17 protein-coding genes are annotated in these 17,389 nt (G+C 71.8%); 7 read left to right on the top strand and 10 right to left on the bottom strand.

From position 1 onward, the window contains the following. Nucleotides 1–55 precede the first annotated feature (55 nt). Both sufB and ACN260_RS08655 read right to left on the bottom strand, forming a co-directional pair. A complete protein-coding gene (gene sufB / locus ACN260_RS08660) occupies nt 56–1,486 on the bottom strand; it encodes a Fe-S cluster assembly protein SufB (RefSeq protein WP_422755460.1) in 1,431 nt (476 codons plus the stop codon). After that, nucleotides 1,483–2,304, bottom strand: a complete 822-nt coding sequence (locus ACN260_RS08655) for a helix-turn-helix transcriptional regulator (protein ID WP_422755459.1) — start codon at nt 2,302–2,304, stop codon at nt 1,483–1,485. Before ACN260_RS08655 ends, sufB begins: the two co-directional genes overlap by 4 nt. Before the next feature lie 96 nt (nt 2,305–2,400). Here ACN260_RS08655 and ACN260_RS08650 point away from each other — a divergent pair, with 96 nt between their 5' ends. Continuing rightward, nucleotides 2,401–3,363, top strand: coding sequence for a COX15/CtaA family protein (locus ACN260_RS08650; RefSeq protein WP_422755458.1), 963 nt, complete (start codon nt 2,401–2,403; stop codon nt 3,361–3,363). A gap of 74 nt (nt 3,364–3,437) precedes the next feature. Here ACN260_RS08650 and ACN260_RS08645 read toward each other — a convergent pair whose 3' ends face one another. The 3 genes from ACN260_RS08645 to ACN260_RS08635 form a co-directional block, all read right to left on the bottom strand. Further along, a complete protein-coding gene (locus tag ACN260_RS08645) occupies nt 3,438–4,364 on the bottom strand; it encodes an ATP-grasp domain-containing protein (RefSeq protein ID WP_422755457.1) in 927 nt (308 codons plus the stop codon). Further along, nucleotides 4,361–4,693, bottom strand: a complete 333-nt coding sequence (locus tag ACN260_RS08640; protein ID WP_422755456.1) for a hypothetical protein — start codon at nt 4,691–4,693, stop codon at nt 4,361–4,363. Before ACN260_RS08640 ends, ACN260_RS08645 begins: the two co-directional genes overlap by 4 nt. 276 nt (nt 4,694–4,969) lie before the next feature. Then, on the bottom strand, nt 4,970–5,929 hold the full coding sequence (locus ACN260_RS08635; protein ID WP_422755455.1) for a heme o synthase: 960 nt from the start codon (nt 5,927–5,929) through the stop codon (nt 4,970–4,972). A gap of 264 nt (nt 5,930–6,193) precedes the next feature. On the opposite strand from ACN260_RS08635, the gene tkt reads away from it, so the two are divergent. The 6 genes from tkt to pgl all read left to right on the top strand — a co-directional run bounded on the left by tkt (nt 6,194) and on the right by pgl (nt 13,372). Beyond that, nucleotides 6,194–8,323, top strand: a complete 2,130-nt coding sequence (gene tkt / locus ACN260_RS08630) for a transketolase (RefSeq protein ID WP_422755454.1) — start codon at nt 6,194–6,196, stop codon at nt 8,321–8,323. A 16-nt stretch (nt 8,324–8,339) separates the two neighbouring features. Next, nucleotides 8,340–9,518, top strand: coding sequence for a transaldolase (tal, locus tag ACN260_RS08625; RefSeq protein ID WP_422755453.1), 1,179 nt, complete (start codon nt 8,340–8,342; stop codon nt 9,516–9,518). A gap of 76 nt (nt 9,519–9,594) precedes the next feature. Then, complete coding sequence (locus ACN260_RS08620; protein WP_422755452.1) at nt 9,595–9,822, top strand: hypothetical protein; 228 nt, start codon at nt 9,595–9,597, stop codon at nt 9,820–9,822. Between the two features lie 11 nt (nt 9,823–9,833). Then, nucleotides 9,834–11,375 (top strand): glucose-6-phosphate dehydrogenase, encoded by a 1,542-nt coding sequence (zwf, locus tag ACN260_RS08615; protein ID WP_422756662.1) that lies wholly within the window; start codon nt 9,834–9,836, stop codon nt 11,373–11,375. A 46-nt stretch (nt 11,376–11,421) separates the two neighbouring features. After that, nucleotides 11,422–12,438: a glucose-6-phosphate dehydrogenase assembly protein OpcA gene (locus ACN260_RS08610; RefSeq protein ID WP_422755451.1), complete on the top strand. Its 1,017-nt coding sequence runs from the start codon at nt 11,422–11,424 to the stop codon at nt 12,436–12,438. A gap of 163 nt (nt 12,439–12,601) precedes the next feature. Beyond that, on the top strand, nt 12,602–13,372 hold the full coding sequence (gene pgl / locus ACN260_RS08605; RefSeq protein WP_422755450.1) for a 6-phosphogluconolactonase: 771 nt from the start codon (nt 12,602–12,604) through the stop codon (nt 13,370–13,372). A 48-nt stretch (nt 13,373–13,420) separates the two neighbouring features. On the opposite strand, the gene ACN260_RS08600 is transcribed toward pgl, so the two are convergent. The 5 genes from ACN260_RS08600 to gap form a co-directional block, all read right to left on the bottom strand. Next, entirely contained in the window at nt 13,421–13,765 is a 345-nt protein-coding gene (locus ACN260_RS08600) for an RNA polymerase-binding protein RbpA (protein WP_088645051.1), read from the bottom strand. Between the two features lie 124 nt (nt 13,766–13,889). Beyond that, the gene (gene secG / locus ACN260_RS08595; RefSeq protein ID WP_088645052.1) at nt 13,890–14,150 is read right to left on the bottom strand and encodes a preprotein translocase subunit SecG; all 261 of its coding nucleotides are present in this window, start codon (nt 14,148–14,150) and stop codon (nt 13,890–13,892) included. Nucleotides 14,151–14,245: 95 nt separating this feature from the next. Continuing rightward, complete coding sequence (gene tpiA / locus ACN260_RS08590; protein ID WP_088645053.1) at nt 14,246–15,037, bottom strand: triose-phosphate isomerase; 792 nt, start codon at nt 15,035–15,037, stop codon at nt 14,246–14,248. Further along, nucleotides 15,037–16,236 (bottom strand): phosphoglycerate kinase, encoded by a 1,200-nt coding sequence (locus ACN260_RS08585; RefSeq protein ID WP_422755449.1) that lies wholly within the window; start codon nt 16,234–16,236, stop codon nt 15,037–15,039. The genes tpiA and ACN260_RS08585 overlap by 1 nt, the downstream gene beginning before the upstream one ends. Continuing rightward, nucleotides 16,233–17,237 (bottom strand): type I glyceraldehyde-3-phosphate dehydrogenase, encoded by a 1,005-nt coding sequence (gene gap, locus ACN260_RS08580; protein WP_363651825.1) that lies wholly within the window; start codon nt 17,235–17,237, stop codon nt 16,233–16,235. The genes ACN260_RS08585 and gap overlap by 4 nt, the downstream gene beginning before the upstream one ends. Nucleotides 17,238–17,389: the final 152 nt, after the last annotated feature.

Raw genomic sequence — 17,389 nt, 5'->3', positions numbered from 1 at the left:
CTCTTCCTTGGTCTGTCTGTCCGGGACGACGGTGTCGTGGGGCGGTGGGGCGGCGTCAGCCGACCGCGCCCTCCATCTGGAGTTCGATCAGGCGGTTGAGCTCCAGGGCGTACTCCATCGGGAGTTCCTTGGCGATCGGCTCGATGAAGCCGCGCACGATCATCGCCATCGCCTCGTCCTCGCTCAGCCCCCGGCTCATCAGGTAGAAGAGCTGGTCGTCGCTGATCTTGGAGACGGTCGCCTCGTGCCCCATCGACACGTCGTCCTCGCGGATGTCGACGTACGGGTAGGTGTCCGAGCGGGAGACGGTGTCGACCAGCAGCGCGTCGCACTTGACCGTGCTGCGGCTGTGGTGCGAGCCCTCCAGCACCTGCACCAGCCCCCGGTACGAGGTACGGCCGCCACCCCGGGCGATCGACTTCGACACGATGGTGCTGCTGGTGTGCGGCGCGGCGTGCACCATCTTGGCCCCGGCGTCCTGGTGCTGGCCCTCACCGGCCATCGCCACCGAGAGCACCTCGCCCTTGGCGTGCTCGCCGGTCATGTAGACCGCCGGGTACTTCATGGTCACCTTGGAACCGATGTTGCCGTCGACCCACTCCATGGTGGCGCCCTCGTGGCAGACGGCCCGCTTGGTGACCAGGTTGTAGACATTGTTCGACCAGTTCTGGATGGTCGTGTAGCGGCAGCGCGCGTTCTTCTTGACGATGATCTCGACGACCGCGCTGTGCAGCGAGTCGGAGGAGTAGAGCGGCGCGGTGCAGCCCTCGACGTAGTGCACGTACGCGCCCTCGTCGACGATGATCAGCGTCCGCTCGAACTGGCCCATGTTCTCGGTGTTGATCCGGAAGTACGCCTGGAGCGGGATCTCCACGTGCACGCCCTTCGGCACGTAGATGAACGAGCCACCGGACCACACGGAGGTGTTCAGTGCGGCGAACTTGTTGTCGCCGACCGGGATCACCGTGCCGAAGTACTCCTTGAAGACGTCCTCGTGCTCCTTGAGGGCGGTGTCGGTGTCCAGGAAGAGGACACCCTGCTCCTCCAGGTCCTCGCGGATCTTGTGGTAGACCACCTCGGACTCGTACTGCGCCGCGACCCCGGCGACCAGCCGCTGCTTCTCGGCCTCCGGGATGCCCAGCCGGTCGTAGGTGTTCTTGATGTCCTCCGGCAGGTCCTCCCAGCTGGTGGCCTGTTTCTCGGTGGAACGCACGAAGTACTTGATGTTGTCGAAGTCGATCCCGGTGAGGTCGGCGCCCCAGGACGGCATCGGCTTGCGGCCGAACAGCCGCAGACCCTTGAGGCGCAGGTCGAGCATCCAGGCCGGCTCGTTCTTCTTGGCCGAGATGTCCCGCACCACCGCCTCGTTGAGACCGCGCTGGGCGGTCGCCCCGGCGACGTCGGGGTCGGCCCAGCCGTACTCGTAGCGACCGAGCGCGGCGAGCTGCTCTTCCTGGGTCAGGGGCTGGACGATCTGCTCGGTCATCTATCTGTCCTCACAGTGGTGACGGTGTTACCGGACTGGGCGCGCGGCTGGGCCGGAATGTGCGTGGTGCACACCCCGTCGCCGTGCGCGATGGTGGCCAGACGTTGCACGTGGGTGCCGACCAGACGGGAGATGACCGCCGTCTCGGCCTCGCACAGCTGGGGGAACTCGGCGGCCACGTGCGCCACCGGGCAGTGGTGCTGGCAGAGCTGCCCGCCCGAGGCGATCGTGGACGCGTTGGCAGCGTAGCCCTCGGCGGTGAGCGCACCGGCGAGTGCCTCGGACCGGGCCAGCGGATCGTCGCCGGCGTCCTCCATGGCGGCCCGGCAGCGGGCCTCCAGCGTGGCGACCTGGTCGGCGGCGAACGCCTCGACCGCGTCCGGGCCGCCGTTGCGGGCGATCCAGCGCAGCGCGGCGGTGGCCATGTTGTCGTAGTGGTGGGTGCCGCAGCGCCCCCGGGCCGCGTCGGTGAGCAGGAAGACCTTCGCCGGTCGGCCCCGCCCCCGGCTGCCCCGCACGGTCTGCTCCCGGGCGACCACGTCACCGTCGGCGAGCATCGCGTCGAGGTGCCGGCGGATCGCGGCCGGGCTGAGGCCGAGCGCCGAGCCGAGTTCACCGGCGGTGGCCGCCCCCTGCTCCAGCAGGAGCCGGGTCACCCGGTCACGGGTCGACAGGTCGGTGGCGGCCGGCGTCGGGGCGGGCGTGCTGCGGTGCGGGGTGTCGGGTCCGCGCCGCACGGCACGGCGGGACCGCGCGCCCACGCCGACGGCCGGGGCGGCCGTCGGCGGGTGCCCGGAGAGCGCCGCCGCGTTTTTCACAACGCCAACGTTACGTAATTCGCCGGGGGCCCGCAAACCCGACCCCGGTGATCCGGCCCACCGGGCCGCGGAGTCACCCGATCGGGATCAACTACGGTGCGTAGGATTCGCTCCGTGAAGCGATCCGTCCGGTTCCCGGTCCCGACCACCCTGCTGCGCCGCCTCGCGTACGCCTCGATCGTCGCCAACGTGGCCATCGTGGTGACCGGCGGGGCCGTCCGGCTCACCGCGTCGGGGCTCGGCTGCCCGACCTGGCCCCGGTGCACCGACGCGTCGTACACCACCACCGCCGAGATGGGCGTGCACGGGGTGATCGAGTTCGGCAACCGGCTGCTCACCTTCGCCGTCGGGGCGATCGCGCTGGCCACCCTGCTGGCCGTGCTGGCCCACCGGCCCCGCCGCCCCGGGCTGACCGGGCTGGCCGTGGCGGTGTTCCTCGGCATCCCCGCGCAGGCCGTGATCGGCGGGATCACCGTGCTGACCAACCTCAACCCGTGGGTGGTCGGGCTGCACTTCCTCGCCTCGATGGCGGTCATCGCCGCCGCGTACGCCCTCTGGCGGCGGATCGTCGACCCGGACGGGCCGGTGGTGGCGGTGGTGCCCGGGCCGCTGCGCACCCTCGCCCGGCTCACCACCGCCGTCAGCGTCGCCGTGCTGGTGGTCGGCACCTGGGTGACCGGCAGCGGCCCGCACGCCGGCGACCACGGTGCCGCCCGCAACGGGCTGGACCCGGAGACGATCTCCCAGGTGCACGCCGACGGGGTGTTCCTGCTGATCGGCCTCTCCGTCGCGCTGGTCCTGGCGTTGCGGGCGGTCGGCGCGACCGGCCCGGCCCGCGCCGCGCTCGTGCTGGTGGCGGTGGAGCTGGGGCAGGGCCTGATCGGTTTCGTGCAGTACTTCACCCACCTGCCGGGCGTGCTGGTCGCCGCGCACATGCTCGGTTCCTGCCTGGTGCTGCTGGCCACCCTGGCGATGCTCTGGTCGACCCGGGAGCGCCGGCCGGTCGCCGCCGACCCGGCGTCGCCGCCGGCCGGGCAGCGGGTGCCGGCCACCGTCTGAGCGTCACCGGGCCGACCGGCACCGGTCGCGTGCCGGCCCCGGGGCGGCGACCGGCCGGGCGCGGTCCGGCCGGGTCAGCGGCGGGCGAGGTGCACCAGCACCGCGTCGGCGAGCCGCTCGGCGGCACCGTCGGCGTGGCCGAGGAACAGCGACGGCTCGGTCAGCTCCAACTCGATCAGCACGGGTGTGCCGTCCGGGCCGGGGATCAGGTCCACCCGGGCGTAGAGCAGCCGCTGCGGCCCGCCGGGGACCTCGGCCAGCACCCGCTCGGCGACGGCCGACTGCTCCCCGGTGGGGGTGCGCGGGTCGATCCGCTCCGGCCGGTACAGGCCCTCGACGCCCAGGTCCGGGCCGTCGAGCATGGCGCCCTTGCGGATGGCGTGGCTGAACGTCAGGCCGTCCGGGCCGGCCACGAAGAGCAGCGCGGTCTCCCCGGCGGTGTCCACCGCGTCCAGGTACGGCTGGACCATGGCGGTCCGGCCGGCGGCCGTCAGCCGGCGTACGTGCGCCACGGCCAGGTCCCGGTGGGTCGGGTCGGCGGGGTCGTACCGGCCGGTGTCGAGGCTGCCGGCGCTGACCGTCGGTTTGACCACGTACCGGCCGGTGGTCGACGGCGGGACCCAGTCGTCGCCCGGCGCGACCCAGGAGGTCGGCACGGTGGGAACCCCGGCGGCGGCGAGCTCGCCGAGGTAGCGCTTGTCGGTGTTCCACCGCACCACGTCGGCGGGGTTGACCAGGGTGGGCACCGTGGCGGCCCAGGCGACGAACTCGTCGCGGCGCGGGGCGTAGTCCCAGGGGGAACGCAGCACCACCAGGTCGTAGCCGGCCCAGTCGACCCGGGGGTCGTCCCAGACGGCCGCCTCGACGGTGACGCCCCGGGCCGCCAGCGGGGCGAGCACGAGCCGGTCGTCGGGGTAGAGGTCGGCGAAACGGGAGCAGGTGACGAGAGCGACCCGGGGTTCCCCCCGGGTCGACTGGTGGTGGGTCGGGTGGTGGGTCAACGGGACATGGTGCGCCGGGCCATCGACCGCCACAGGTCGTTGCTCGGCCGCATCTGGTCCATCAGCTCGCGCTCCCAGGCGTTCTCGACGGCGACTCCCGCCTGGGAGCACGCCTCCCGGGCGGTGACGGTGTCCTCGGCGAACTGGTCGCCCCACGCACCGTCGGTGCCGACCAGGACGATCCGGGCACCACGCTTGCCGACGTACTCGATGACCGCCTTCGCGCCGCCGTGGGCGGCGGCGAAGGACCTGATGCCCGCGACCAGCCCGGCGGGGGCCGCTGCGGCGGTCTGCTCGGCCGTCAGCGTCGTATCGGAACCTTCTGCCATGACGCGAAGCCTAAGCAGACTTCCACCCCGACGCGCGAGAATCATGAACTATTTGTGATACCAATTACCCGAGGGTTTATCGGAAAGCCAGGGCGGATTGTCCGGCCGAGTCGGATAAATGTAGACACAACGCCCCGCGCATATCGCCCCGACCTGTCCAACTCATGATGGTTTGCGATACCCGGAGAAAATCTCACCATCCGGACACGATTCCAGCCACCCGGCCGGCGTCGTCGGCCGGTCGGCCCACCGACGGCAGGATGCGCGCGGCAGCGGTCAGAGCAGGGCGTCGAGGGCCACCGCGACGAACACGATGGTCAGGTAGGTAGTCGACCAGTGGAACAGCCGCATCGGCTTCACCGGCTCACCCCGGGTCACCCGCCGGCAGAGCCGGTGCGCCTCGACCAGGAACACGGCGCCCACCACGGCGGTCGGCACCCCGTAGACCGCGCTCATGCCCAGCGGCCACAGCGCCAGCGAGGTCGCCACCGTCAGCCAGGCGAAGATCAGGATCTCGGCGTTGACCCTGCGGGGCGAGGCCACGACCGGCAGCATCGGGATGCCGGCGCGGGCATAGTCGTCCTTGTATTTCATCGCCAACGGGTAGAAGTGCGGCATCTGCCAGAAGAAGACCACCGCGAACAGCACCCAGGCCGCCGGGGCCAGCGACCCGGTCACCGCCGCCCAGCCGATCAGCACCGGTGCCGCCCCGCAGGCCCCACCCCAGAAGGTGTTCGCCGTCGTGGTGCGCTTGAGCCAGAGCGTGTAGACCAGGTCGTAGTAGACGATCGCGGCCAGCGTCAGCGCGGTGGCCAGCAGGTTGGTGAACGTCGCCATCAGCGCGAGCGACACCGCCGCCAGCACCAGCCCGAAGACCAGCGCGCTGCGGGGCGACACGGTGTGCGCCGGCAGCGGACGCCGCTTGGTGCGCCGCATCAACTGGTCGATGTCCCGGTCGATGTAGCAGTTGAGTACGCTCGCCGCCCCGGCGGCCAGCGAGCCGCCGACCAGCACCACGGCCATCAGCCACAGCGACGGCAGGCCGCCGTCGGCGAGCATCATCGCCGGCACCGTGGTCACCAGCAGCAGCTCCACGATGCGCGGCTTGGTGAGGGTCACGTACGCCGACACCACCGCCCGGACGTCCCGCCGACGGGCAGTCGGCCGCCCGTCCACCGTGCGCACCGGCGGCTGCCCGGCAGGGTTGCTGACGGGGCGCTCGGTGATCATGCTCACGGATTGCCACCTTCCGGCGTCGGCAGGGGAAGTCGGTTCGGCGGGACCCCGTCGGGGTCCACACACCGCACCACACACTACGCGTCGTCGTTTTCGCTGCCCGGGCGACCCGACAACGGTGCGGGCCGTCACACCTGACGGGTGACCGAACGATCCGGCCGGCCCGTACGTAACTGCCTGCTGAGATCCCCGGGCGGACGTTTAGACCCGCTCGATAGGGTCACCAGTGAGGGTTCCGCCCATCTGCCGAGGAGCACAACCATAGTGGCTGCCAACCGACCCGCACTCAACTGGACCGACCTCGACCGCCGGGCCGTCGACACCGTCCGCGTCCTGGCCATGGATGCCGTGGAGAAATCCGGCAACGGCCACCCCGGCACCGCGATGAGCCTCGCGCCCGCGGCGTACCTGCTGTTCAACCGGGTGATGCGACACAATCCGGCCGACCCGAACTGGCCCGGCCGGGACCGGTTCGTGCTGTCCGCCGGGCACTCCAGCCTCACGCTCTACATCCAGCTCTTCCTCTCCGGCTACCCGCTGAGCCTGGACGACCTGAAGTCGCTGCGGCAGTGGGGCTCGCTCACCCCGGGCCACCCGGAGCACGGCCACACCCCCGGGGTCGAGACCACCACCGGCCCGCTCGGGCAGGGCCTGGGCAACGCGGTGGGCATGGCGATGGCCGCCCGCCGCGAGCGGGGCCTGTTCGACCCCGAGAGCGAGCCGGGGACGTCGGTCTTCGACCACCAGATCTGGTGCATCGCCTCCGACGGCGACATCGAGGAGGGCATCAGCCACGAGGCGAGCGCGCTGGCCGGGCACCAGCAGCTGGGCAACCTCACGCTGATCTACGACGACAACGAGATCTCCATCGAGGACGACACCCGCATCGCCAAGAGCGAGGACGTGGCGGCCCGCTACGCGGCGTACGGCTGGCACGTGCAGACCGTCGACTGGCGGGCCGGCGACGCCGACCAGGGCGACTACCACGAGGACGTCGAGGCGCTCTACCAGGCGCTGCTGGCGGCGAAGGCCGAGACCGGTCGCCCCTCGTTCATCGCGCTGCGCACCATCATCGGCTGGCCCGCGCCCAACAAGAAGAACACCGGCAAGATCCACGGTTCGGCGCTCGGCGCCGACGAGGTGAAGGCCACCAAGGAGATCCTCGGCTTCGACCCGCAGCAGAGCTTCCAGGTCGACGAGGAGGTGCTCGCGCACGCCCGGGAGGTGCTGACCCGCGGCGGCGAGGCGGAGCAGGCGTGGACCGGCGAGTTCGACGGCTGGGCGCAGGCCAACCCGGAGCGCAAGGCGCTCTACGACCGGATCGCCGGCCGGGTGCTGCCGCAGGGCTGGACGGAGGCGCTGCCGGTCTTCCCCGCCGACGCCAAGGGCGTGGCCACCCGGGCCGCCTCCGGCAAGGTGCTGGAGGCCCTCGCCCCGGTGCTGCCGGAGCTGTGGGGCGGCTCGGCCGACCTGGCCGAGAGCAACAACACCACCATGAAGGGCGAGCCGTCGTTCATCCCGGCCGCCCACGCCACCAAGGACTTCCCCGGCCACGAGTACGGCCGCACGCTGCACTTCGGCATCCGTGAGCACGCGATGGGCGCGATCCTCAACGGCATCGCCCTGCACGGCGGCACCCGCCCGTACGGCGGCACCTTCCTGGTGTTCAGCGACTACATGCGCCCCTCGGTGCGGCTCGCCGCCCTGATGAAGCTGCCGGTGACGTACGTCTGGACGCACGACTCGATCGGTCTCGGCGAGGACGGCCCGACCCACCAGCCGGTGGAGCACCTGACCGCGCTGCGCGCCATCCCCGGCCTGGACGTGGTCCGGCCCGCCGACGCCAACGAGACCGCCTGGGCGTGGCGGCAGGCGCTGGAGCACACCGACCGGCCGACCGCGCTGGCGCTGAGCCGGCAGCCGCTGCCCACCCTGGACCGGGAGCAGTACGCCGGCGCCGAGGGCACCGCCAGGGGCGGGTACGTGCTGGCCGAGGCGTCGAACGGCAAGCCGCAGGTGATCATCGTGGGCACCGGTTCCGAGGTGCAGCTCTGCCTCACCGCCCGGGATCGGCTGGAGGCCGACGGCACCCCCACCCGGGTCGTCTCGATGCCCTGCCAGGAATGGTTCTACGAGCAGGACGAGGCGTACCGCGAGTCGGTGCTGCCGCGCGGGGTCAAGGCCCGGGTGAGCGTCGAGGCCGGAATCGGGATGTCCTGGCGGGGCATCGTCGGTGACCTGGGCGAGAGCGTCAGCCTGGAGCACTACGGGGCCAGCGCCCCGCACACCGTGCTGTTCGAGCAGTTCGGCTTCACCCCCGACCGGATCGTCGCCGCCGCGCACGCGGCGCTGACCCGGGTGGGCGACATCACCGGTTTCACGACCGGCAACTGAGGGGAGCGTGGACGACATGACGGACAGACTGGGTGACCTCACCGCCGCCGGAGTGGCGGTCTGGCTCGACGACCTTTCCCGGGTACGACTGAGCTCCGGCGGGCTGGACCGGCTCCGCCGCGAGCAGCACGTGGCCGGGGTGACCACCAACCCGACCATCTTCGCCAAGGCGCTCAGCGACGCCGACGAGTACAACTGGCAGCTCAAGGACCTCGCCACCCGGGGCATCGAGGTCGAAGAGGCCGTCCGGATGCTCACCACCTACGACGTGCGCTGGGCGTGCGACGTGATGCGCCCGTCGTACGACGGCAGCGCCGGTGTCGACGGCCGGGTCTCCATCGAGGTCGACCCCCGGGTCGCCCACGACACCGACAAGACGGTCGCCGAGGCCAAGGCGCTGTGGTGGCTGGTGGACCGGCCGAACCTGTTCATCAAGATCCCGGCGACCGAGGAGGGGCTGGCGGCGATCACCGCGACCCTGGCCGAGGGGATCAGCGTCAACGTGACCCTGATCTTCGGGCTGGACCGCTACTCGGCGGTGATGGAGGCGTTCCTCGCCGGCCTGGAGCAGGCCAAGGCCAACGGCCACGACCTGTCCACCATCGGCTCGGTGGCCTCGTTCTTCGTCTCCCGGGTCGACTCCGAGATCGACAAGCGGCTGGACAAGATCGGCTCCGAGGAGGCCAAGGCGCTGCGCGGCAAGGCCGCCGTGGCCAACGCCCAGCTCGCCTACGAGCGCTACACCGAGGTCTTCTCCTCCGACCGGTGGCAGGCCCTGGCCGACGCCGGCGCCCACCCGCAGCGCCCGCTGTGGGCGTCGACCTCGACCAAGAACCCGGACTACCGCGACGTGATCTACGTCGAGGAGCTGATCGCGCCGGGCACCGTCAACACCATGCCGGAGTCGGTCGTGACGGCGTACGCCGAGCACGGGGAGACCCGGGGCGACACCATCACCGGCGCGTACGACGCGGCCCGGCAGGTCTTCGCCGACCTGGCCGCCGTCGGCGTCGACATGGACGACGTGATCGCCACCCTGGAACGGGAGGGCGTGGAGAAGTTCGAGGCGAGCTGGAGCGAGCTGCTCGACGGCGTCCGTAAGTCGCTGGCCGCCGCCGCGCAGGGTGCCGGCGATCCGAACGATGCCGCCAGTGGCAACGCCGAGGCGGCCCAGCGGGCCGGGGGGAACGCGTGAGAGGACGGCGTCGGACGCGTCGCGGGGCCGGTCCCCGCGACACCGCACGCCGCCGCCACCCCGTCGGGGTGGCGATGTGAGTGACCTGTTGACCGGCCCGGCCGATGCCGCCGCCGGTCTCGCGGTGCACGGGGCGGACGCGGTCGCATCGACCGCGCCCGCCGCCGTACGGGCCGCCCCGCGCACGCGGGGCGGCCCGGTGGCACCGGCCGACCGACCCGGGCCGGTGCCACCGCCGTACCTGACCGACAGGCCGGCCGGGCCGGCCCGGCTGCTGGATGCGATCGGACGATGGCGGGCGTGACGATGGACGACATGGACCACACGGAGCGAGGAGGCGGCGTGAATCCGCTGCGCGACGCGCAGGACCGACGACTCCCCCGGATCCCGGAGCCGTGCGCCCTGGTGATCTTCGGGGTGACCGGTGACCTGGCGCGCAAGAAGCTGCTGCCGGCGGTTTACGACCTGGCCAACCGGGGCCTGCTACCCCCCGGTTTCGTGGTGCTGGGCTTCGCCCGCCGCGACTGGGGCGACGGCGACTTCGAGGCGTTGGCCCACGAGTCGGCCAAGCAGCACGCCCGGACACCGTGGCGTGAGGAGGTGTGGGGCCGGCTGGCCGGCAACATCAAGTTCGTCGGTGGCTCGTTCGACGACGACGCCGCCTTCGACAGGCTCGCCGCGACGCTGAACCAGCTACGCGACAGCCACGGCATCCACGGCAACGCCGCGTTCTACTTCTCCATCCCCCCGACGGCCTTCCCGGTGGTCCTCAAGCAACTGGCCCGCACCGGAATGGCCGACAACGAGAAGTGCGGCGGCTGGCGGCGGGTGGTGGTGGAGAAGCCGTTCGGCAACGACCTGCCCTCGGCGAAGGAACTCAACGACCTGGTCGACGACGTGTTCACCAGTCAGGACGTCTTCCGGATCGACCACTACCTCGGCAAGGAGACGGTCCAGAACATCCTCGCCCTGCGGTTCGCCAACAACCTGTTCGAGCCGCTGTGGAACTCCAAGTACGTCGACTCGGTGCAGATCACCATGGCCGAGGACGTCGGCATCGGCACCCGGGCCGGCTTCTACGACTCGGTCGGCACCGCCCGGGACGTACTCCAGAACCATCTGCTCCAACTGCTCGCCCTGGTCGCCATGGAGGAGCCCACCAGCTTCGACGCCGACGAGATCCGGGCCGAGAAGCTGAAGGTGCTCAAGGCAATCACCCTGCCGAAGGACGTCGCCCGCGACACCGTACGCGGCCAGTACCTGCCCGGCTGGGTGGGCGGCCAGCGGGCCGTCGGCTACCTCGACGAGGAGGGCGTCCCCGCCGACTCGACCACCGAGACGTACGTCGCGGTCGAGCTGGGCATCCAGAACCGACGCTGGGCCGGGGTGCCGTTCTACATCCGGGCCGGCAAGCGGCTGCCCCGGCGGGTCACCGAGGTGGCCATCATGTTCAAGAAGGCGCCGCACCTGCCGTTCAACGCCGCCGACATGGAGTCCCTCGGCCCCAACCAGCTCGTCATCCGGGTGCAGCCGGACGAGGGCGTGGTGCTCAAGTTCGGTTCCAAGGTGCCGGGCACCACGATGGAGGTCCGCGACATCGCGATGGACTTCCAGTACGGCGAGGCGTTCACCGAGTCCAGCCCCGAGGCGTACGAGCGGCTGGTGCTGGACGTGCTGATCGGCGACCGGACGCTCTTCCCGGACGCCGCCGAGGTGGAGCAGAGCTGGGCGGTGGTGGACCCGCTGGAGCACGCCTGGGAGGGCACCAGGCCGGAGCCGTACCGGTCCGGCGAGTGGGGTCCCCGGGCCGCCGACGAGATGCTGGCCCGCGAGGGCCGCGCCTGGCGGCGGGCGTGAACGGGCAGGTAGGTAGCAGGCACAGCGGGCGGACCGGGAGGCACCAGTGATCGGGCTGTGGGACACCACCGGCAACGAGGTGGTCAAGGCGCTCGCCGCCGAGCGGCGCAGCGCGGGCGGGGTGGCCAGCGGGATGGCGCTCACCCTGATCGTCGTGGTCGACGAGAAGCGGGTCCGGGACGCGGAGGCGGCGGCCACCATCGCCGCCGCCGCGCACCCGTGCCGGCTGCTCGTCGTCGTCCGCGCCGACGTCGAGCGGGAACGCAACCGGTTGGACGCGGAGATCGTCGTCGGCGGCCGGCTGGGCCCGTGCGAGGCGGTGGTGACCCGGATGTACGGCCGGCTCGCCCTGCACGCCGAGTCGGTGGTGATGCCGCTGCTGGTGCCGGACGTGCCGGTGGTCACCTGGTGGCACGGCGAACCACCGGCGGAGATCGCCACCGACTTCCTCGGGGTGGTCGCCGACCGGCGGATCACCGACTGCGCGCAGGCCGTCGACCCGATCGAGGCGCTGCGGGAGCGGGCCCGGGACTACGCCCCCGGGGACACCGACCTGGCGTGGACCCGGATCACGCCGTGGCGCACCCTGGTCGCCGGCGCGTTCGACACCACCGAGGCGCGGGTCACCGAGGCGACGGTGGTGGCTCCGCGGACCGACCCGACGGCGGCGCTGATGCGGGGTTGGCTGGCCGCCCGGCTCGGCATCGACCCGCAGTGGCAGCACACCGACGAGCACCCGAGGATGCGTCAGGTGCAGCTGCGCTGCGCCAACGGCGACGAGCTGACGCTGACCCGGGACGACAGCCTGGCGACCTTCCGGCGTACCGGCCAGGACGACCGGGTGCTGCCGCTGGTGCGGCGACCGCTCGGTGACGAGCTGGCCGAGGAGCTGCGCCGGCTCGACACCGACCAGGTGTACGCCGAGGCGTTGGGTGCGGCGGCCGGGCTGTCCGGCCTGGAGCAGCGTCCGGCGCAGCGGGTGCACGTCTGGAAGGACCCGGCCACCGCGCGCCGGGCGGAGGCGGGCGTCAGCACGCACGCCGGCACCAGCGCGGCATCCTGACCCGTACGCGGTGGGCGGTCCTGCGGGGCCGCCCACCGGCGTACGGTGCCCGCCCGCCCACGACGGGCGGCCCGGCACGACGAGATCCCCACCGGCACCCGGCGGACCGACCGGTTTCCGCCACGACGAGCAGGACCGCGTCGCGCGGTCAGGAAAGGCCAACATGAGTGAGGCGAGTGTCGCCGTGCACGCCGACGCCGACCTGCTGGCGCAGGCGGTGGCGGCCCGGCTGGTGGTGAAGCTGCTCGACGCGCAGGCGGAGCGGGGTGCGGCGTCGATCGTGCTGACCGGCGGGCGGATCGCCGCCGCGGTCTACCGGGCGGTGGGCGCGCTGCCCGCCCGCGACGCCGTCGACTGGTCCCGGGTGGACGTCTGGTGGGGCGACGAGCGGTTCCTGCCGGCCGGTGACCCGGAGCGCAACGAGACGCAGGCCCGCGCCGCGCTGCTGGACGCGATGCCGCTGGACCCGGCCCGGGTGCACCCGATGCCGGCCACCGACGGCCCGACCGGCGACGACCCGGAGGCCGGTGCCGCCGCGTACGCCGAGGAGTTGGCGCGGGCCGCCCGGCCCGGCCATGCCGCGCTGCCCCACTTCGACGTGCTGATGCTGGGCGTCGGTGAGGACGGGCACGTGGCGTCGGTCTTCCCCGAGCACCCGGTGCACCACGACACCCGGCCGGTCAGCGCGGTGCGGGGCAGCCCGAAGCCGCCGCCGGTGCGGACCACCCTCACCCTGCCGGCGATCAACACCGCCGAGGAGGTCTGGCTGGTCGCCAGCGGGGCCGACAAGGCGCGGGCGGTGGGGATGGCGCTGGCCGGGGCCGGCCCGAAGCAGCTCCCGGCGGCCGGGGTGCAGGGCGTCTCGCGGACCCTGTGGCTGCTCGACCGGGCGGCGGCGGCCGACGTGCCGGCCCGGCTGCGCAGCCTGCGCTGAGCCCGGGGCGGTCCCCCGCCCGCCGGTCGGCTCACGCCGTCGGGGCGGTCACTCCCGGCCGCGTCGGCGGCGCAGCGCGGCCAGCGCCTCGGCCAGCAGCGCCTCCCCCTCCTCCGGCGTACGTCGTTCCTTCACGTACGCCAGGTGGGTCTTGTAGGGCTCGGGACGGGTACGTCCGGGCGGGTTCTGGGCGTCCTGGCCGGCGGGCAGGCCGCAGCGCGGACAGTCCCAGACGGCCGGCTCCTCGGCGTCCAACGCCAACCGGATCTCGGTGACGTGGTCGTTGCGGCACCAGTAGGTGACCGCGCGGCGGGGGGCCGGCTCGTACCGTTCGGTGGGGCGTTCCGGCCCCGATCCGATCCGGGAACCGCGGATGACGTTGCCACTGGGCACACTCGCTCCTGTCGTCGGAGGGGAACCACCGCCTGAGGCGGGCGGTGGGCGACGGTGGCGGAGAAAAAAACTGCGCGCGGTCCGTGACGGACCGCGCGCAGATTGTACGACCTGATCGTGTCGCTCAGGACCCGCTGTTGAGCTGGAGCCGGAGCCAGAGGCCGAGCCCGACGATGCAGGCGAACCAGACGATGCTCACCAGGACGGTGTAGCGGTCCAGGTTCTTCTCGGCCACCGACGAGCCGGCCAGGCTGGAGCTGACCCCGCCGCCGAACATGCTCGACAGCCCGCCGCCCTTACCCCGGTGCAGCAGAATGAGCATGGTGAGCAGAACGCTCGTGATGACCAGCAACACGATCAACGTGTATGCGAACCAGATCGGCATGGCTGGGGTCAGTCCTCTCGTTACGATCCTCGCCCGGACAGATCGGGCACGGCGGCACCGACCGGTGGACGGGCGGAGTCAAGAATAGCGAGCGATCAGGCGACCGTGTGCTCCGGGAAGCGGCAGATCTTCGCGAACTCCTCGGCGTCGAGGCTGGCCCCGCCCACCAGCGCCCCGTCCACGTCCGGCTGGGACATGATCGACGCGACGTTGGACGACTTCACCGAGCCGCCGTAGAGGATCCGGACCTGGTCGGCGGTGCCCTGGTCGTAGGTCTCGACCAGCCGCTTGCGGACCTCCCCACAGACCTCCTGGGCGTCCTCGGGGGTGGCCGTCTTGCCGGTGCCGATCGCCCAGACCGGCTCGTACGCCACCACGACCTTGGTGACCTGCTCGGCGGTGAGCCCCTTCAGGGCCCCGTCGAGCTGGTCGCAGCAGTGCGGCACGTGCCGGAGCTGCTCGCGGATCTCCAGGCCCTCACCGATGCAGAGGATCGGGGTGAGCCCGTTGGCCAGCGCGGCGGCCACCTTCGCGTTGACGATCGCGTCGTCCTCGTAGTGGTACTGCCGCCGCTCCGAGTGCCCGACCGCCACGTAGGTGCAGCCCAGCTTGGCCAGCATCGCCCCGGAGATGTCCCCGGTGTACGCGCCGGACTGGTACGGCGAGAGGTCCTGCCCGCCGTAGCCGATGAGCAGCTTGTCGCCGTCCACCGCGGTCTGCACGGTGCGCAGGTCGGTGAAGGGCGGCAGGACCACCGTCTCGACGGCGGTGAGCTGCTGCTCGGTGAGGCTCGCGGCCAGCTTCTGCACCAGCAGGTTGGCCTCGAGGTGGTTGAGGTTCATCTTCCAGTTGCCGGCCATCAGCGGCCGGCGGGTGACGCTCGCCATCAGTTCTCCAGGGCCGCGATGCCGGGGAGGGTCTTGCCCTCCAGGTACTCCAGGGAGGCGCCGCCACCGGTCGAGATGTGCCCGAACGACGACTCGTCCAACCCGAGGGCCCGCACGGCCGCCGCCGAGTCACCGCCACCGACCACGGTGAACGCGTCGGTCTTGGTGATCGCCTCGGCGACACCCCGGGTGCCGTTCGCGAACGCCGGCATCTCGAACACGCCCATCGGGCCGTTCCAGAAGACCGTCTTCGCCTGCGACAGCGCGGCGGTGAAGCCGGCCACCGTCTCCGGGCCGATGTCCAGGCCGAGCCGGTGGCTGGGGATGCCGTCGGCGGGCACCGTGTCGTGCGCGGCGTCCGGGGCGAAGGCGTCGGCCGCCACCACGTCGACCGGGAGCAGGATCTTGCCCTCGGCGCGGGACAGGAGGTTGCCGCAGGTCTCGACCATCTCCTCCTCCAGCAGCGAGGTGCCCACCTCGTGGCCCTGGGCCTTGAGGAAGGTGAAGCACATCCCGCCGCCGATGAGCAGCCGGTCGACCTTCGGCAGCAGCGCCTCGATGACCGCCAGCTTGTCGGAGACCTTGGAACCGCCGAGCACCACCACGTACGGGCGCTCCGGCTCGCCGGTCAACCGGGACAGCACCTCCACCTCACGCAGCACCAGCCGGCCCGCCACGTGCGGCAGCCGGGCCGGTACGTCGTGGACACTGGCGTGCTTGCGGTGCACCGCGCCGAACGCGTCGTCCACGTACGCCTCGCCGAACGCGGCGAGCTGGTCGGCGAAGGCCCCCCGCTCGGTGTCGTCCTTGCTGGTCTCCCCCTTGTTGAAGCGGAGGTTCTCCAGCAGGGCGACCTGGCCGTCGGCCAGCGCGTCCACGGTGGCGCGGGCGGACTCGCCGACGGTGTCGGTGGCGAAGTGCACCGGCGCGTCGAGCAGCTCACCGAGCCGCCCGGCGACCGGGCGGAGGCTGTACTGCGGGTCCGGGGCGCCCTTCGGGCGGCCCAGGTGCGAGCAGACCACGACCTTCGCCCCGGCCTGAACGAGCGCGCCCAGGGTGGGCAGCACGGCCCGGATCCGGCCGTCGTCGGTGATCTCCCCGGTCTGCTTGTCGAGCGGGACGTTCAGGTCGGCGCGCACCAGCACGCGCCGACCCGACACCCCCTCGGCGAGCAGGTCGTCGAGGTTGCGGATGCTCACAGCGAGGAACCCACCAGCTTGACCAGGTCGACGAGCCGGTTGGAGTAGCCCCACTCGTTGTCGTACCAGCCGACGACCTTGACCTGGTTGCCGATGACCTTGGTCAACGGCGCGTCGAAGATGCACGACGCCGGGTCGGTGACGATGTCGGCGGAGACGATCGGGTCCTCGTTGTAGACCAGGATGCCCTTGAGCGGGCCGTCCGCAGCGGCCTTGATCGCGGCGTTGACCTCGTCCACGGTGGTCTCCCGGCCGACCTCGACGGTCAGGTCGGTGGCCGAGCCGGTCGGGATCGGCACCCGCAGCGCGTAACCGTCCAGCTTGCCCTTGAGCACCGGCAGCACCAGGCCGATCGCCTTGGCGGCACCGGTCGAGGTGGGGACGATGTTCAGCGCGGCGGCGCGGGCGCGACGCAGGTCCTTGTGCGGCGCGTCCTGGAGGTTCTGGTCCTGGGTGTACGCGTGGATCGTGGTCATCAGGCCCTTCTCGATGCCGAAGGTGTCCTGCAGGACCTTCGCCATCGGGGCCAGGCAGTTCGTGGTGCACGACGCGTTCGAGATGATCGTGTGCTTGGCCGGGTCGTACTGGTCGTGGTTCACGCCCATGACGACCGTGACGTCCTCGTTCTTCGCCGGGGCGGAGATGATGACCTTCTTGGCCCCACCGTCGATGTGCGCCTTGGCCTTGGTGCCGTCGGTGAAGAAACCGGTGGACTCGATGACGACGTCCGCGCCGGCGTCGCCCCACGCCAGCTTCGCCGGGTCCTTCTCGGCGAACGCCTTGATGGTCTTGCCACCGACGGTGATCTCGTCGGCGGTGGCCTTGACCTCGTGCGGCAGGCGACCGAGGATGCTGTCGTACTTGAGCAGGTGGGCGAGCGTCGCGTTGTCGGTCAGGTCGTTCACGGCGACGACCTCGATGTCGGCGCCGGACGCCAGCACGGCCCGGAAGAAGTTACGGCCGATGCGGCCGAAGCCGTTGATGCCAACCCGGATGGTCACAGGTCCCATCTCCTCGCGTTCTGGTCCGCCGACGTCAGAACGGGCCGGCGGAGGTGTGTGCGCCGGCCGGTGAGCCGGCCGTTGACGATTCGTCTCGGCCACCCCGCCACGGTCTGGGAGGACCTGACCGCCCGAGGCGGCGTGCACGGCGA

Source organism: Micromonospora sp. WMMD708 (genome assembly GCF_049315245.1).
Classification (GTDB): Bacteria; Actinomycetota; Actinomycetes; order Mycobacteriales; family Micromonosporaceae; genus Micromonospora; species Micromonospora wenchangensis.
Note: the sequence above shows the minus strand (reverse complement) of the source record. Positions and strands in the feature narration are given on the sequence as shown.

Coding starts and splice junctions, on each gene's coding strand:
- sufB (WP_422755460.1), bottom strand. CDS start 1,486: ATGACCGAGCAGATCGTCCAGCCCCTGACCCAGGAAGAGCAGCTCGCC.
- ACN260_RS08640 (WP_422755456.1), bottom strand. CDS start 4,693: ATGGCAGAAGGTTCCGATACGACGCTGACGGCCGAGCAGACCGCCGCA.
- tal (WP_422755453.1), top strand. CDS start 8,340: ATGACGGACAGACTGGGTGACCTCACCGCCGCCGGAGTGGCGGTCTGG.
- zwf (WP_422756662.1), top strand. CDS start 9,834: ATGGACCACACGGAGCGAGGAGGCGGCGTGAATCCGCTGCGCGACGCG.
- pgl (WP_422755450.1), top strand. CDS start 12,602: ATGAGTGAGGCGAGTGTCGCCGTGCACGCCGACGCCGACCTGCTGGCG.
- secG (WP_088645052.1), bottom strand. CDS start 14,150: ATGCCGATCTGGTTCGCATACACGTTGATCGTGTTGCTGGTCATCACG.
- tpiA (WP_088645053.1), bottom strand. CDS start 15,037: ATGGCGAGCGTCACCCGCCGGCCGCTGATGGCCGGCAACTGGAAGATG.